The following is a 15,817-nucleotide window of genomic DNA, read 5'->3' as shown; positions in this document are numbered from 1 at the left end:
CCACAGTACGACGTGCAGGTCATGTCGGTCTGACCTGCACGTCGTACCAGCCCGTCAGTTGCTGGCCGGGCGGCGACCGCGACGGGCAGCCGGAGCGGGACGCCAGTTGCGCAAGTCGTCGTCGGTCAGACCGTGCTCGCCCTGCTGGGCGGAACGGTAACCGGAGAAGAAGGCGGCAGGTGTACCGCTGTACAGCGGATCGAACTCGTTGTGCCACTGACCGAGCCAGGGCTGAAGTTCGAGGAGTCCAGCGAGGAGAGGCACCATTTCCTCAGTGGACAGCCCGTCATCGTTGGTGAAGTACGTGGTCAGCGCCTGAGCCTGCTCCTGGTGATCCCAACCCGCCCAGCCGAACAGGTTGGGGACGCCGGAGATCGCACCGGTCGCATAGGAGATGAACCGCTCCTTCGGCACATCGAGCTTGCCGCGTGCCCGCCAGTAGGAGGGCTTAAGAAAGTCGGCCGAGGTGTACTTCGGCGGTACGGGGATGGCGTCCCGGATCTTCCGCTTGGTCGACTCATCCGGGGCGGCGTCCTCTTCCCGCTGACGTGCCCAGACGTCCTCCCAGTCGGCACGCTTCTTCAACCCAGTGGGCTTGTAACGGAGAGCGGGCAGGAACGGCACATGCTCATCCGCGAGGAGTTCGGCGACGACGGTCGCCAGCTCCTTGCGGGGTGCATACAGATCGGCAACCGAAACGAAGTCCTCATCGAGCGCGAGGGCGCTCGTGAGCTGGGCGCGCGTGAGCAGTGTGGGCTGCCCATCCTGGAACCAGAGCTCACGGTTCTCGATGCGGTCGAGCAACCAGGACTTGAGGGCTCGCTCCTGGAGAACGTCCCAGCCCTCGGTCGCCCAGCGCCGCTTGTACTCGGGCCGCTCCACCATGCCGATGGCCCGGGACGACTCGATGACGTCGATGCGCTTCTGAACGACGGCCTTATAGGCGTCGGACCAGTGGTCGGGCATTTCGGTGATGGGAGTGGAGCCATGCCGCTTGAACCACTCGCCGGATGCCTCGCCCTTCTCCACCCGCCGTGCAAGCATAATCTCGAAGGCCCTCTCACCGAGGGCAAGTTCGGGTACGTCGGTTTCGGGCGCGCGCAGGTCCTCGGAGTGCAACTTGTAGAGGGAGTAGACCTGCCAGTCCAGTTCTTCTTGGAGGGCGATCATCTGGGCGCGGGTGGAGTGCCACGCAGTGCGGGCCTTCAGGAAGGCGGGGCTACTGGGAGGACCTGCTTGAACAATATCAGACGGGCCAGCGGCGATAAGTTTGTGTGCGAGGGAATCCAAAGCTGTTCCGAGGGTGGCGGGATGACTCGTCGGGAGAGGGAACTGCTGGAGCTTCGTTCCCGTGAACTCATAGAACTGCTCCCAAAGCTCCGTCTTGATACCTGATTGATGCCCTTCGGTTCCCTTGCTGTGGCTCATCATCTTTAGCCAGAAGCAGGCGGTCGAACTATTGAGTAGCCCCAACAACTGCAGGTGCTCCTCCTCCTTTACGCCCTTGTGCAACTTGATCACCGGGGCTGTGCGGGTAAATGCCCGGCCGCTGCGATCAAGTACCACATGGTTATGCGTGGCGACAAAAGCAAAGTTGAGAGACCAGGGATGAGCGTCCGCATCTTTGGGTAGCTGGTGCCATTCCCACCAAGGTCGACTGTCGGCGAAGTAAGTTCGACCAGAAAAGGTTGAGCGATTTCCTAGCTCCGTCCTATTCGGCCAGAGAGTACGGTGAAGGGCTGGCGCGCTGCTCACAGGGATCACAGTACGGGACGCATCGTAGGGGTATATTACGTGATTTCCGGCGGCGATTGTAAAGTCGCGGACTTCATCACCAACTCCGAGACGTTTGATGAACTCTGACTCGACGCGGAGCTTGTCTAGAACCCTCTCCGGAAAAACCAGTGCGTCGTCTGCATGTGTGTCGCCATAGAATCCAGTCCGTGTAAGTTTGGATTTGATTTTAGCGCTACTTGCCAATTCGATCCGCTCGACCAGTTCCAAACCGCCATCGGTTAGGATCCATGGCTTCCGGCTGAAATATCTTCCGCGTTCCAAGTCGTCGACAGAAACCCATGCACTAACTGATCCAGAATCGTCGATCTGCTTCACGATGGCATTCCAGACTAGCCCGTCAGCTCCGTTCTCCGGCGCCTTGGGCTCGCCCTGAATGCTTCGCACGGTGCGGATGCTTTCTGTGCGCGCAGCGCCTGATCGTCGCCGCCCCACAAGGATCACCGTTGGTGTCCCGTGGCCCGGAATGTACGCCCCAGAGGTATCGATTACCTCCGTAAGTTCAATCTTGTGAGCGAAGTATTCTTCAATCAGCTTGGTCCCGAACTCTCGCTTCATGAAAGAATTTGCCGTGATTTGCCCTACCATGCCGTACCCGCGTCCGTCAGGTTCCCCCACCTTCGCTAGCTGGAAGAATCGCTCAGCGAACGGAACGGACAAGGCGTATGTGCCGCCGCAAGAAGCGTAAAGTCGCCTGTAAAGCGCATTCAGCTTCCTATCCTTCACCGTGATATACGGCGGGTTCCCCACCACCACGTCATACCGCCCCCGCTCCAGAATCCCCGGATAGTCATCCAGGTCCTCCGTCGCATAAGTGAAATCAACCAGCCGCTTCCCTGTCTCCTCGCTAATCAGCTCAAGCTCTTGCTGCCGGTCCTCGATCAGCGAGTCACCCACCGCCAGGTGTACCGGCCAGTCGTACCGCCCCGCTGCCGCCAGCGTCCGTACATGCGCCGCAGCCATCGCCGCCAGCAGCAGCCGGAACCGCGCGATGGCCACCGCGAACGGGTTGATGTCCACGCCGTGCACCGAGTTCAGCGCGTCCCGTACGAGCTCGTGCAGGTCGCGGTCCGGGTGGCGTTCCGCCGACAGGCGTACCAGCCTCCTGAACGCACCCAGTACGAAGTGCCCCGAGCCGCACGTCGGGTCGATCATCTTCAACTCGTTGAACCGGCCGCCCATCTCGCGGACCACCGGGTCCATCGTCCGGTCGAGGATGAACTCCTCCACGAACTCCGGGGTCTGGAGCAGCGCGTACGTCTTCCGTGCCGCCTCCGACAGGTCCTGGTAGAGGTCGCCCAGGAACCGGGTGTCCCACCCGTCCGTACCGTCAGCGTTCAGTGGATCCGTGAAGTCGTGGACGAGGACCGGCGCACCATCAGTACCGCCCGCACTGTCCTCTCCAGCCGGTCCCTCCCGCCGCTCCCGCCAGAACTCCACCAGCGCTCGCGCCCCGTCGTGCGACAACGGGATCTGGTAGAGAGGGTTACGGTCCTGGCGGAACAGCAGCTTGCCCGCCTGACCCGCGCCGAGCTCTTCGAACGCACGCAGCAGCCAGCCCCGGTACGTCGGGTCCTCGGTCTCCTCCACATACTGGGCGTACCGGGCCTCCGCGAGGTCGCGCCGCTCGGCCTCAGCGCCCGTGAGATACGGCTCCGGGATCAGTCGGTTGTCCTCGCAGAACCGGACGAACACCGTGCCCAGCACCCACGCCACCGCGACCTGCGTGACGCGCTCGTCCAGCCAGGCGTTCCACGTCGCCGCCGTACGTCCCAGGCCCCGCGCCTCGTCGTACTCAGCCCGCAACCGGCCAGCGACCGCCTCCGTCGCCCGTACGTCATCCGCGCGATCCGCCGAGAGCTCCGCCAGCCGGCTCTCCAGCCAGACGTCCCACTTCGGGGCCTCGTCCGGAGGGAGGACCGCCTTGCTCGCCTTCCCGTACTCCGTGCGCAGCGGCTTGAGCAGCTTCTCGCCCTCCGCGACCTGCTTGCCGAGGTCCACCTCGACCGCCTTGACCTGCTTGATCAGGTCCGTCTTCAACGCCGTGCGGTCGATCACTTCTGGTCTTCTCCCGTGGTCGTATTCATCGTCGGCAATGCGTTCCGCCTGCCCAACAGGCCCAACTCGTCGGTTCGGTGGGCGTTCGACACCCACGAGTCCGGCAGGACCACCCACTCACCCAGCCCCGCCTGATACGGCACAGCCGTCGCCCCCAGTCGCGGCGGGCGCGCAGGGTCGCTCTGCGGGCACAGCAGCCACAGGCCCCGCCCGCCATTCCTCGCCCGCTCGGCCAGCCGCTCCAGGCTGCCCATGGCGTCGTACCGGGCGAGCACCCCGGCGTCCGTGAGTAGCAGCGGGTTCTTGGGGCCCGGTGCCGACAGCAGCTCGCCCACACGAGGTTCCACCGAGCTCCACGCCGTACGCGCGTACTCGGCGAACTTCATCGCGCCCCTCGAACCGGGCGGGGCCACATCCGCCCGCAGGATGGTTTCCCAGGTCGGCTTGGGGCGGGCGTCGACCAGTTCGTGGAGCGCGCCCAGGAACAGTTCGGTCACCGAGACCACCCCGGCGTCGAACCGGTCGCCCTCCAACTCCCGTATCGCCTGGTGTGCCAGACCCGTCCGTACCGTCAGGACGCGGAATCCGTCCCGCCGGGCCGAGGACAGCAGACGCTCCTCCGCCGCGACCGCGCCCGCGAGCTGCGGATCGTCGGAGTAGCGGCGCGCAGCGATCGTGCCGGTCGCCTGCCGCTTGCCGTCCGAGGAGAGGAAGCTGGACGCGAAGTTCGTCCTCCGCGGCAGGTACCGCAGCGTGCGTGGGCGTCGGCGAGTGGATTCGGTCAGGTCGAATCCGGCCGCCTGCAGCGCCTTCGTCAGCGGGCCGTTGACCGGGAGTGCGTGTCCGCCCCGCTTGTTCAGCAGCTCGGGGAAGCGGGCCCGTACCCGCTCGTGCACATCGGCGGCGGTCAGCCCCGGCTGGTCGGCCTCCGCCACGCCGGGGATCACGCGGACCAGCCCGGCCTGGGTCAGTCGCAGGGCTCGTACCAGCGGAAGGTTTCGTGGATAGATCTCCAGCCGGGGCGTCGCCGCCGCGTTCCGCGCCGCTGCCGCCGCTACCTCCACCAGGCGACGTTCGTCCCACTCCACGACCGCACTCGGCGTGGGGATCGCCGAGAGTTCCGTCAGAACCGTTGCGGCGGTCGGCAGTGTGTCCAGCTTCGCCAGCCGGTCCGCGACCCGGCCGAGCCGCTGCGCGTAGTCCAGCAGGCCCGGTGCGGACGGAGTCTGTGGGGCGTCGTCCTCGCCGACCTCCAGAGCCAGCAGCCCTGCCCCCATGCCCTCGTCGGCCGCGTCCCGGTTCGGAGCGTGCCGGAACTCGCCTTCCTGCGGGACGAGTTGCTCGACCTCCACCACCGCACGGACCGCCGCCAGGGCCAGCGCACGGCGCTGTTCAGGCTCCTGGAGCTGGGTGCCGCGGCGTACCGCGAGAGCGTCCGCGATCTCCGCGGCCGACGCGAGCCGGCCCATGGAGCGCAGCAATTCCAGAATCTCGGCGCGCAGCGCCCGTACCGTCGGATGCTTCTTCCAGCGGGTGCGCTGCGTCTTCAGCATCTGCGGAATCCGACCCGCCGACAGGCCCAGCGCGTCCGCGACATCCTTCTGCTTCGGCCAGACGCCGACCTCGGTGGGCAGCTCACCGTGGCCATTGGGCAGGCGCAGCAGCAGCCGGACCATCTCGCACTCGTTGCGGTTCGTGCCGTCCTTCTTCAGCTCCGGTACGAAGACGGTGGCCAGGGCGTCCAGGCTGACGCTGCGCAGGGCACGTTCCGGCAGCGAACCCCCGCCACCGGCCTCGGCCATCGCACCGGCCACTGCGGCCTCGGCCGCCGAAAGCTCGGCCTTCGCCTCCTTGCGGCCCTCGGGAGTGAGCGGCGCGGCCGGGCGCTCGGCGAGCTGCTGGCGCCATTCCTTGATCCGGCCCAGGACTTCTTTCCGTGTTTTCGCGCCGAGGCCGGGAGCGTTCACGAGCTGGCGCTGGCTGTAGTCGAGCAGCTCTCCGACCGTGTTGACGCGCAGCCCGTAGACGAACGATTCCGCGGCTGGGCTCAGCCCCGAAGCCGATACCGGAGTCGAGCGGTCCGCCTGAGCGGCCTGCCGGTCGCGCTGCTGCTCGGCGGTCTCCGTCTCGGCATCCGCGATCGCGGCACCCGCTGCCGGGACCTCCGCTCCCACCTCGGCCGCCGCCGGGTGGCGCGAGCGGCGTGATGAGGGCTTGGCCTCGTCCATCGCCAGGAAGATCTTCTTCCAGGCATCGCGCATCGGCTTGAGATCGCGGAAGCGCTGCGACGCGTCCCGGTGCAGGGCCTTGCGGAAGAAGGCGAGCAGACCGTCCTTGACCGCCGGATCGAATGCATCCACCGCGATCTTCGGATACGGCTCCTGCTTCGGGTCGGTCTGGCGCGCTGACACCCGGCCGTCACCCCACACCGGCAACTCGCGCGAGGCCATCTCATGGAGCGTGGCGGCCACGGCGTACCGCTCGGCATGCCCGTCGTACACCGAACGGTCCGTGAGCGTACCGATGAAGGGGTCCAGGTAGCCGTCCGTACCCGCGCCGGTCTCCTGCACCGGGTATCCGGCGAGCGAGAAGTCGATCAGCACCAGTTCACGGGTGCGGTTCGGACGGATACGGATCGCGATGTTGTCCGGCTTGATGTCGCGATGCCAGACACCCTCGCCCTCGAGGAAGTCCACCGCGCCGAACAGATAGTCCCCGTACGCCTCCAGCTGGTCCACCGACAGACGCCCGAACTCGCGCAACTGACGGGCGACGGTTTCCTCGCGCCGCCGGTTCTTCGTCGAACCAGGTGCTGCCGGCTCGACGTCGGCCGCGCGCTCGTCACCCACGTACTCCATGACCAGGACCGTGCGGCCCCCGATGCGCTGTGGCGTGGGCTCGACCAGCCGGATGATGCGTGAATCGGGTCGCAGCCGGCCCATGACCTCGGCCTCACGGGCCAGTACCGCGTCCCTGCTGCCGGAGAGTGCCACCTTCAGCACCGCGAGCGACTTCGAGAAGCGGACCTCCGGCCCGGCCGACAGATCCTGTACCAGGTACGCACGGCTCGTCGACCCTGTACCCAGCCGGCGCTTCACCTCCCAGCGGCCTGCCAGTACATCGCCCGCGACCGCGTCCAACGGGTTCTTCTCGGGGACGGGCGCCGGTGCCTGCTCGGCGGGGGCCGGTTCGGTCAGCTCCTCCTCGACGACCTCCAGCATTTCCAGGAAGTCGTCCACCGAGGACAGCCGGTCGGAGACGCTGTACGCGGTAGCCGCCTGCACCAGCTCATCGATGTACTCCGAAAGACCGTCGACCATCGCGCTCGGCCGCAGTCCCTCGCCCGCCTCGAACCGGGCCAGCAGCTCGGCTTGACTGGCCGCGGGTGCCTTACCCGTGGCCAGCAAATAGGTGAGTACGCCGAGGCCGTACACATCCAGGGCGACCGGATCGGCCTTGAGCGCGGTCAGCTCGGGAGCGAGGTACGGGTCCGCCCCCTCGGCGATGTGCGCACCGGCCCGCGAGAACGACGTCGGCGCGAGTCTGTCCCCGGCATTCTGGCCACCGTGCTCGGAACCGCGCTGGACGGCGACCTGCCAGTCGGAGATCTGCACATACGGACTGAGCCAGCCCGCATCCTCGCTGTCCGAACCCGCCGCTCCGCCACGGCCGCGCGGCATCAGATGGATCGCACGCGCCGCCAGGGTCCGGTGGTAGATACGCCTGCCGTGCGCGGAACGCACCGTCTCCGCCAGCTGACGCACGAGTGCCATCCGGCCGAGAATGTCCAGCTTCTCCCCGTACTGTGCCACGTACTCGTCCAGTCGCAGCGTTCTCGGGTCGTAGTCGAAGATCAACGCGGGGCCGGCGGAATGTCCCGACGGGTCGTACTGCTTGAGCTGCACCACACCTGGGTGGCGGAAGTGCCGCAACACCGCGGCCTCACGTCGGGCAGCGTGCTCCACGGAGGCCCGCAGCCCGGCATCCGAGCCGCGCTCGCGCAGATAGACGCGAATCCTGGCAGCCTCGGGCAGATCGCTGTGCCGGGCCAGATAGTCCGCCCAGGTGGGGCCGGAGTCGAACGACTTCCGGTGCAGCACATACGGGCCGACCTTGTACTCCGCGTCACTGCGTGCGATGCCGACCCGGCCCAGAGCCGCCGCGATCCGTCGCGACCGCGGGGCGTCGATCCGCCGCTGCTCGAACTGCGGGGGCTCCTTCAGCGTCTTGACGAGCTGCGGAACGGTGTGGACACCGTGCTGGTCGTGGTGGGGGAGCCTGACCTTCAGCGAGGAGTCGGTGAAGCAGACCGCCTCCGAGACCCACACCCGCTCCCCGTTCAGCTCGGGCTCCAGCAGCCCGGCCAGCTCCTTCGCCTTCTTGTTCGCCAGGTGCAGAGGGTTGCCGTGTGCGACCTGCCGCCCCCTGGGCTGGCTCTGCAGCCACGTACCGTTCCGGGACTCGAGGGAACCGTGCCAGTCCTTGAGCTCGATGAGGAAGACGCCGCCGGGAGCGATCACCAGCAGATCCACCTCCCGGACGTGCCCGGAGTTCGCGGTGAACGTGAAGTTCGACCAGGCGCGCCACGGATCGTTGTCCGGAAGCTCCGTGCGGATGGCTTCGAGGCCGCGACGCTCATGCGGGAACTCGGAATCCGTGACCGTTTCCCAGCGGCCCTCCCGCATACGCCGTCCTCACTCCGCTTCCGAACCGACCTGCATACATTCCGACGTGCGTTCGATTTGAACGTCAGAATTCCCCTCGGATCGTATCGGCTCGCGGTGTCTGGGGGGAATCGGTCAAGATCATCTATCCGGTGGCGGGCGACCGGGTTTCCCCGCCGGTGGCCACGCGCTGGTGAGGGAACTCATTGCCCTCGCGCAATTCGCGATCGTAGAGTCCCGAGGCGGGTGAAAGCGAGGGGCCTGCTGCGTCTCGGAGGAGTCGGACTCAGTGGGGCCGGAAAATGATGCCCTCCGTCCAGCCCTGGTGACCATGGCGGGACAGAGAGCGTGCGGGGGAGCAGATATGGCAGGGTCCGGGCGTCCGAAACCGGTGGATGAACTTCTGAGGGCCGCACAGCTGGAGATCGCGGCGGAACTGCGCAGCGACGGGGGGAACAAGCCCAAGGCTTCCCTGCGTGAGGGGCGCAGGCTGTCCGTATCCGGGCCGCAGCACGAGTACGAATTCAGCTTCAAGCGCTGGCCCGAGGCTCTGAACGGTATGCCCCTCCTGGTGCGGCCCTCCCGATCGCAAGGTCCCTGGACACCGGCCGAGGTCACCCGCCTTCCCGACAACAAAGTCCGCTTCGTCACCGAGGCCGACCTGGGGCATGCGCCGGGACTGGTGCAGCTGCGCGCGGACGAATCCCAGACCTGGAAGGTGCTGGCGGAGCGTCTCGCGTCTGTCGGCGAGGCCGACCACCCGGTACGGCCGGAGAGCGCCGGATGGATCACCGGCCAGGGGAGCCCGAAGGTGGGGCGTGAAGCCGACCCAGGGCGTTGGGTTGCCGACTGGCCTTCGCTCCGTCTCAACCCACCGCAACGCCAGGCTGTGGAACAGGCCCTCGCCAGTGAGGTCACGTTCCTGTGGGGCCCGCCCGGAACAGGAAAGACGGATGTGGTCGCGCACATTGTGGAGGGGTGCAGCCGCCAGGGGTTCAACGTGCTCTTCCTCGCTCCGACCAAGGTCGCTGTCGATCAGGCACTGGAACGGATCTGCGACCTGCTCTCCGGAGAGCAGGGCTTCGACACCGGTCTGGTGCAGCGGGCGGGCGGCATTGACGTCGAGTCGCTCCGGGAGCGGTACGGCGCGTACGTGGATCCCGAACAGGTGGCAGCGAGGCTCTCCGCCCATCTGCAGAGCAGCCTCACGAGGCTCAGCTCCACACTGGCAACCGCGCGTGCCGGTATCGCGCTCCACGAACGGCTGCGCAGTCTGCAGGAGGGGCTGGCCATCGCTCGGAAGGCATACGGAGCGGCGGGTACGGCACAGCAGACGGCTGCAGAGAAACTGAGCGATGCACAGGGGGCCACGACCGCGTTGAGGGCGCGCGTCCAGAGCATCGGCACACCGACGGGACTCTTCGCCGACCGGAAACAGGCCAAACTCGATGCGGCACGCACCGACCTTTGGCAAGCGAGCCAACAGGTAGCCCAGGCCACTGAGGCCCGGGACGTGGCGAAGACGGCACAGGACAAGGCTGCGCGGGACATTTCCCGTATCGGAGCAGACATCACCGATCAGACCGCGAAGCTCGACGGTGTTGAGCCGCTGCGAACCCTGACCGAACGCACCGACGCACTCCAGAAGCAGATCAACGCGGCGGAGAAGGAGCTGCGGCGCATCTCCGACGCTGTGAGAGCCAACTGCCGGGTGCTCGGAGCCACCGTCGCGAAAGCCGCTCAGTCCCGCTCCCTGCTGGAGCGCACCGATGTCGTGGTGATCGACGAGGCAGGCATGATCAATTTGCCGATGGCCTGGTACGTAGCCGGTCTGGCTGGTAAACGCGTTGTGGTGGCAGGCGACTTCCGGCAGCTGCCGGCTGTGAACAAGGCTGCCGACGACCGGGGCGCAAGTGACGAGGAAAAGGAACACGCGCGCCGATGGTCGGCCACGGATGCCTTCCGCGCGGCGGGCCTGGTCACCGCCGCTGGAACCGTGCGTCAGGACCCGAGGCTCGTCGCTCTCAGCACCCAGTACCGCATGCGTGAGCCGATCTGTGATCTCGTCAACGTTGTGGCCTATCCGGACGCACCGTTGCGCACCGGCCGGGACAACGAGAGCCGCATTCCCTTCAGTCCGCTTGTCAACGCACCTGTGATCCTGATCGACACGTCGGGGCACTGCGTTCCCGGCCCCAACCACAGGACGAACCCCGTCCATCAGGCCGCGGTGCACGAACTCGTACGCGGTCTCCAGTACGACCGAGTGCTGCCACCGAGAAGGTGGGACAACGTCCCGCCGGGCGAGCGGGCGACCGACCGCCTGGCGGTGATCGCCCCGTACAAGGACCAGGTCAAGGGCCTCAAACGTGTCCTGACCGAGCGGCTCGGCGCCGACTACGACGGCCTGGTGGAATCCGTGCACCGGTTCCAGGGAAGCCAACGACCGGTCGTGATCCTCGACACCGTGGCCGGAGCCGGCGACTATCCCGGTCATTTCTACCGGGGAACCGGCCTGGACTCCGAGACGTGCCGCTTGCTGAACGTTGCCCTGAGCCGAGCTCAGGACCACCTTGTCGTCATTGCGGACGTGGCATTCCTCCGCAAAAAGCTTCCGCAGCGCAGCGAGGCACGGACAATGCTCGACCACCTGGAGTCGCGCGCACAGTCCATCTCCGTCGACCAGCTCATCCCCATCAGAAGCGCGGCCGAACTCGCGGCACTGCCGGACGAGGAGCTGACCCGACCCGCGTTCTTCCCCGCTGAGCAGGTCGATCGCGCGGTGCGCTGGGACATCGAACGTGCCAGGGAGAGCATCGACATCTATACGTTCCTGCTGGCGGTGCCTCGAGTGAAGAGATGGCTGGCACTCCTGGAGGAGAAAGCGGCTGCCGGTGTCAGAGTGGTGATCCACACCCGGTCTCCCGAGGAGCAGCGGGAGGATTCGGTGGTCGAGCGCCACCGCGGACTGGTGGATCAGCTCAAGGAGGCGGGCTGCACGGTTGAGTATCGCGAGCGCATGCACGAGAAGGTATTCATCGTGGACGACACCGTCCTCTGGCACGGCTCGCTGAACCTGCTGGGCAACCTGGGGCCCACCGACCTCATGATGCGGTTGGAGGACGCCGAGTCATGTGCGCAGGCGCGACGCGTCATGGACCAGGCGCGCAGGGAGAGCCCGGTGTACCGGGGAGAGCGCGGCGCGCGCCGGGACCAGGGTTCGGGCGGTACGAGAAAGAGGAACCCGGATGCGTCCGAAGGCGTCGAGGTGGGGGCGACGGTCTGGGGACGGCTCTACCTGAACGTTTCCTACCAGGAGAAGGACGAGGCCAAGCGCCTGGTGAACGCCAGGTTCGATGGCGACAACACGCTTTGGTACACGGATGCGGCACAGGTGATTCCGCAGGGAAAGCAGGGCTGGCTGCGCCCCAAACATTGAACGGTGCCGGTGGAGACCGGGTGTGACTGTGGCCGCCTGACGGGGGCTGTGACGGAGCGAGTGGCCGCGCAGGCCATGGAAGCAGAGCTGGGCGGCCCCGTGGCCGACGGCCAACCCTGAAGCGGCCCGGCCAAACCCGTTGTCAGTCCTCCTGGTTAACCTGGCGATCGTGAAAACAGAAACCGATGTGCGACTCTCCGAGACGGGTGACGAGGGATCGACTGGAGCGGGTGTCGGCGGCGCTGCCCTCCTCGATTCGGCAGGAGTCCAGTGGGTGCTCCAGCCAAGAGGAACTCCGCGTGTGCGGGGTCCGCAGCACTTCAAGCACTCGGTGCGGGAGGGCGTCCGGCTCGCGGACTACGAGCACGTTCTCGGTGCTGACGCTCAAGCGCTGAAGGAACTCTTTCCGACGGGCCCGGCGCGGCTTTGGGGGGCTACGCCTCCTTCCAAGAAGGACGGGAAAGCTGCCGCGATTGCCGGACGCCGGGTCGGTGACGAGGTCTTGTTCTACGCGGACAAGAAGTTCGTTGCCAGCGCGAGGATTCTCGGCCTCTTCCACAACCAGGCCCTTGCTAAGGCCGTCTGGGGTGTGGACGAGGACCAGAAGACCTGGGAGCACATCATGGCGCTGGGAGAAGTGGTCGAGTTCGACACACCGGCGGAACCCATTCTCAGTGAACTCCGGCTTCCCAAGACGCTGCGCTCGCTGACTCTGGTGGGTGTCGAGGGGCGGCGCCGTTGCCTGCGCTTGGTCGATCGGTCGGCGCCCGTGCAGCCGGGGCGAAACGATCCGCCTCCTGGCAGAGGCACGACACTGAGCCGGGACGACGTGTTCCGCGCGCTCTCGAATTTGAAGATGCACACCAAGGAGCAGCGTCCTTCACGTCACAAGCCGATCACTCTCCTGTGGGCCATCGGCCGTCTGGCCGCTGAGCAGGACCGCATGGTCGAGTGGCAGACGTTCCGCGACGAGGTCGGGCCTCTGCTGCGGGACTTCGGCCACCCGGATTCGAGGGTCACCCCTGAGTACCCGTTCTGGCACCTGAGCTCCAGTGGACTGTGGGACGTCGAGGGGTTGGAGGATCGGCACGCCACGCCAACGCCATCCAAACTGACCGCAGCGCGTGCGAGCGCCGGCCTCAAAAGGGACGCTGCCAAGGTGCTTCGTCGCTCGATGGCGCGTGCCGAGGCCATCGGTCTGATCTGTTCCAGCTACCTCGGTGATGTGGACCGGGAGGAGATTCTGGAGCGCGTCGGTCTCGCGGGGTACACGAGTGCGAGCGGTGAGCTTCCCGACGGTGGAGGCAGCGAAGGAAGAGTGCCTCGCCGCCCGGGAACCTATTCACGGCTCGAGCGGAACCAGCAGCTCGTCGAATCCATCAAGACGATGTACAAGAACGAGTGCCAGGTGTGCGGATCGCGCGTGGAAACCAGATACAGCCACTACAGCGAGGCCGCCCACATCCGGGGACTGGGGAGTCCTCACCACGGGCCCGATCAACTGTCCAATCTCCTGTGCCTTTGTCCCAACCATCATGTCGAGTTCGACAGGCTCGCCATCTACATCGATGAGGAGTGGGCGGTGAGGCGGAACTCGACGGGAGACGTTGACTATCAACTCAAGCGGCATGCCGCCCACGTCATCGAGCAGAAGTACCTTCGCTATCACCGAGGGTTGTGCGGACGCCTCTGACCGCAGAACGTGCCTGGTGTGGCAGCCGGAGAGCATCAACGGACGGGTTGCCACACCAGCGGCAATACCGTCGGTGCCCCGAGGTGGGGAGATGGTGACCGCATACGCAAAGACCCCGCTTCCAGCCTGAAGGCTGGTGGCGGGGTCTTGTCGGCACTTCCTGCGAAGTGCCCCCGGCAGGATTCGAACCTGCGCACCCGGCTCCGGAGGCCGATGCTCTATCCCCTGAGCTACGGGGGCGTATCGCGGTGTTGCTCTGCGACGGGTGAAACACTACCAGCTTCCGCGGGGTGTCCGTGAACAGGTATTTCCGGGGCGCGACGCGGGTGCGAGGCGCGCGTGAGGCGCGCGTGAGGCGCGCGTGAGGGCGCCCGCGTTGTGCGCTCGGCGCGCGAGACGCGCACGACGTGCGGTTTCCGACCCGGCGCGGCACCGCGTGCGCTGTGTTCCGCCCGTCCCTACCGCGTGTTCCGGCCACGGCCGGGGGCCCGGTCGGCGGAGTGCTTCGCCACCCTTCCAGGGGCGGAAGTGGTCAAAACCCGGACGCAGCCCCTCCGGCCGACCTACCCTCGAAGCGTGTCAGGGGCGTACGGTCGCGTGCTTGTTGTCGACGACAACAAGGTCATCCGGCAGTTGATCAGGGTCAATCTCGAGCTGGAGGGCTTCGAGGTCGTGACCGCGGCTGATGGTGTCGAGTGTCTGGATCTGGTGCACCAGGTCTGCCCGGACGCGATCACGCTCGACGTCATGATGCCCCGGCTCGACGGCCTGCAGACCGCCGCGCGGCTGCGGGCCGATCCGCGGACGAGCCATCTGCCCGTCGCGATCATCAGCGCCTGCACGCAGTACGAGGTGGACGCGGGGGTCTCGGCCGGCGTCGATGTCTTCCTGGCGAAGCCGTTCGAACCGAGCGAGCTGGTGCGGATCGTGCACCGGCTGGTGCGCCGGGAGGACCCGCCGCCGCTGGACGGGCGGCACGGCGTGGGGCGGGCGGGGAGCGCCGCCGGCTGACCGGATGGCGAAACAGGGTCGCGAAGTGCCCCCCTGTCTCCCATACGCTTGTCCCGTGACCCCCGCCGACCTCTCCCGGACCGTGCTGCACGCCGTGCGCCGCGCGGTCGAGGAGGATGCGCTGTGCGCGCCCGTGCCCGCACGCGTGCGGGTGGAGAGGACCCGGCCCGGTGGCAGCGGTGACTACGCCTGCGCCGTCGCGCTCCAGCTCGCCGGGCCCGCCGCGCTGCCGGCACTGGAGGTCGCACGCATCCTGCGGGACCGGGTCGCCGCCGAGCCCGGGATCGGGCGGGTGGACATCACCGGGCCCGGGTTCCTGAGCCTCACCCTCGACGCCGGTACCGACACCGCCGCCCGCCGCGCCCTGGTGCGCGAGGTGCTGGAGCGGGGGCCGCGGTACGGGCACGGCGACGCGCTCCGCGCGGAGGTGCTCCAGTTCCGGCACGCGCGTGAGGTACGGGCCGCCGTCCGCGCCCACGCGGTGCGCGCGCTGGTCCTCTCGCAGGGCGCCCGGGTGCGGATCAGCTGCGACGAGGCGTCCGACCCCGACTGGGCGCGGCTGGGAGTCACCGTCGACGCCCACGGGGTTCCGCCCGCCCCGCTCACCGCCGTACGGCCGGTTCCCGCCGGAGCCGAGGCGGGGGAACTGCTGGAGCGGCTCGGGCCCGACGCCCTCCGGTGGGGGCTGCTGCGGCCCGCCGGGCACGACCGGGCGCCGCTCGGAGCGGACCTGCTCGTCCAGAGCGGGAGCAACCCGCTCTTCCTGGTGCGGTACGCCCACTCCCGGGCCCGTGCCCTCACACGCGGCGCGGAGCTCCTCGGCTTCGGCGGCGCGTACGAGGCGTACGACGCGAACACCGACGCCCGCCACCCCGACACCCACGCCCTGTTCGACCTGCTCGCCGACCACCCCGGTGTTCTCCTCGCCGCCGCCCGCCACCGCGCGCCGGACCGGCTCGCCCGGCACCTCGAAGCCGTGGCCCACGCCTTCTTCGACTTCCACGACTCCCATCCGCCGCTCCCCGCCGGCGACGAGAAACCCTCGGCCGCCCATCGCTCCCGGCTGGCCCTCGCCGAAGCCGCCGGGACGGTGCTGGCAGGCGGCCTGTCCCTGCTCGGTATCAGCGCGCCCGAACACCTCTGAGAGACCCGAGAGAG

Annotated in this window: 6 protein-coding genes and 1 tRNA gene; 4 read left to right on the top strand and 3 right to left on the bottom strand. The window is 67.4% G+C overall.

Annotated features, from left to right (window positions below; translation table 11 throughout):
* Positions 1 to 54 precede the first annotated feature (54 nt).
* Positions 55 to 3,852 carry a BREX-2 system adenine-specific DNA-methyltransferase PglX gene (gene pglX, locus ACIGJO_RS05190; RefSeq protein WP_399952311.1) on the bottom strand — a complete coding sequence of 1,266 codons (3,798 nt, stop codon included), beginning with the start codon at positions 3,850 to 3,852 and terminating at the stop codon, positions 55 to 57.
* Entirely contained in the window at positions 3,849 to 8,537 is a 4,689-nt protein-coding gene (gene pglW / locus ACIGJO_RS05185; RefSeq protein ID WP_399952308.1) for a BREX system serine/threonine kinase PglW, read from the bottom strand. The genes pglX and pglW overlap by 4 nt, the downstream gene beginning before the upstream one ends.
* A 370-nt stretch (positions 8,538 to 8,907) precedes the next feature.
* On the opposite strand from pglW, the gene ACIGJO_RS05180 reads away from it, so the two are divergent.
* Both ACIGJO_RS05180 and ACIGJO_RS05175 read left to right on the top strand, forming a co-directional pair.
* Positions 8,908 to 11,955, top strand: coding sequence for an AAA domain-containing protein (locus tag ACIGJO_RS05180; protein WP_399952305.1), 3,048 nt, complete (start codon positions 8,908 to 8,910; stop codon positions 11,953 to 11,955).
* Between the two features lie 169 nt (positions 11,956 to 12,124).
* Complete coding sequence (locus tag ACIGJO_RS05175) at positions 12,125 to 13,648, top strand: HNH endonuclease (RefSeq protein WP_399952302.1); 1,524 nt, start codon at positions 12,125 to 12,127, stop codon at positions 13,646 to 13,648.
* Between the two features lie 168 nt (positions 13,649 to 13,816).
* Here ACIGJO_RS05175 and ACIGJO_RS05170 read toward each other — a convergent pair.
* Positions 13,817 to 13,888: transfer RNA gene (locus ACIGJO_RS05170), tRNA-Arg, on the bottom strand.
* 336 nt (positions 13,889 to 14,224) lie between these two features.
* Between ACIGJO_RS05170 and ACIGJO_RS05165 the strand changes: the two genes are divergently transcribed.
* Both ACIGJO_RS05165 and nrtL read left to right on the top strand, forming a co-directional pair.
* A complete protein-coding gene (locus ACIGJO_RS05165) occupies positions 14,225 to 14,659 on the top strand; it encodes a response regulator transcription factor (RefSeq protein ID WP_399952299.1) in 435 nt (144 codons plus the stop codon).
* Between the two features lie 55 nt (positions 14,660 to 14,714).
* The gene (gene nrtL / locus ACIGJO_RS05160; protein ID WP_399952296.1) at positions 14,715 to 15,803 is read left to right on the top strand and encodes an ArgS-related anticodon-binding protein NrtL; all 1,089 of its coding nucleotides are present in this window, start codon (positions 14,715 to 14,717) and stop codon (positions 15,801 to 15,803) included.
* Positions 15,804 to 15,817 lie beyond the last annotated feature (14 nt).

The organism is Streptomyces sp. NPDC079020 (assembly GCF_044542225.1).
Lineage (GTDB): Bacteria > Actinomycetota > Actinomycetes > Streptomycetales > Streptomycetaceae > Streptomyces.
This window is presented reverse-complemented; position numbering and strand designations above follow the sequence as displayed.

Excerpts from the sequence above, each read along its gene's own strand:
- pglW (WP_399952308.1), bottom strand. The coding sequence starts at position 8,537 with ATGCGGGAGGGCCGCTGGGAAACGGTCACGGATTCCGAGTTCCCGCAT.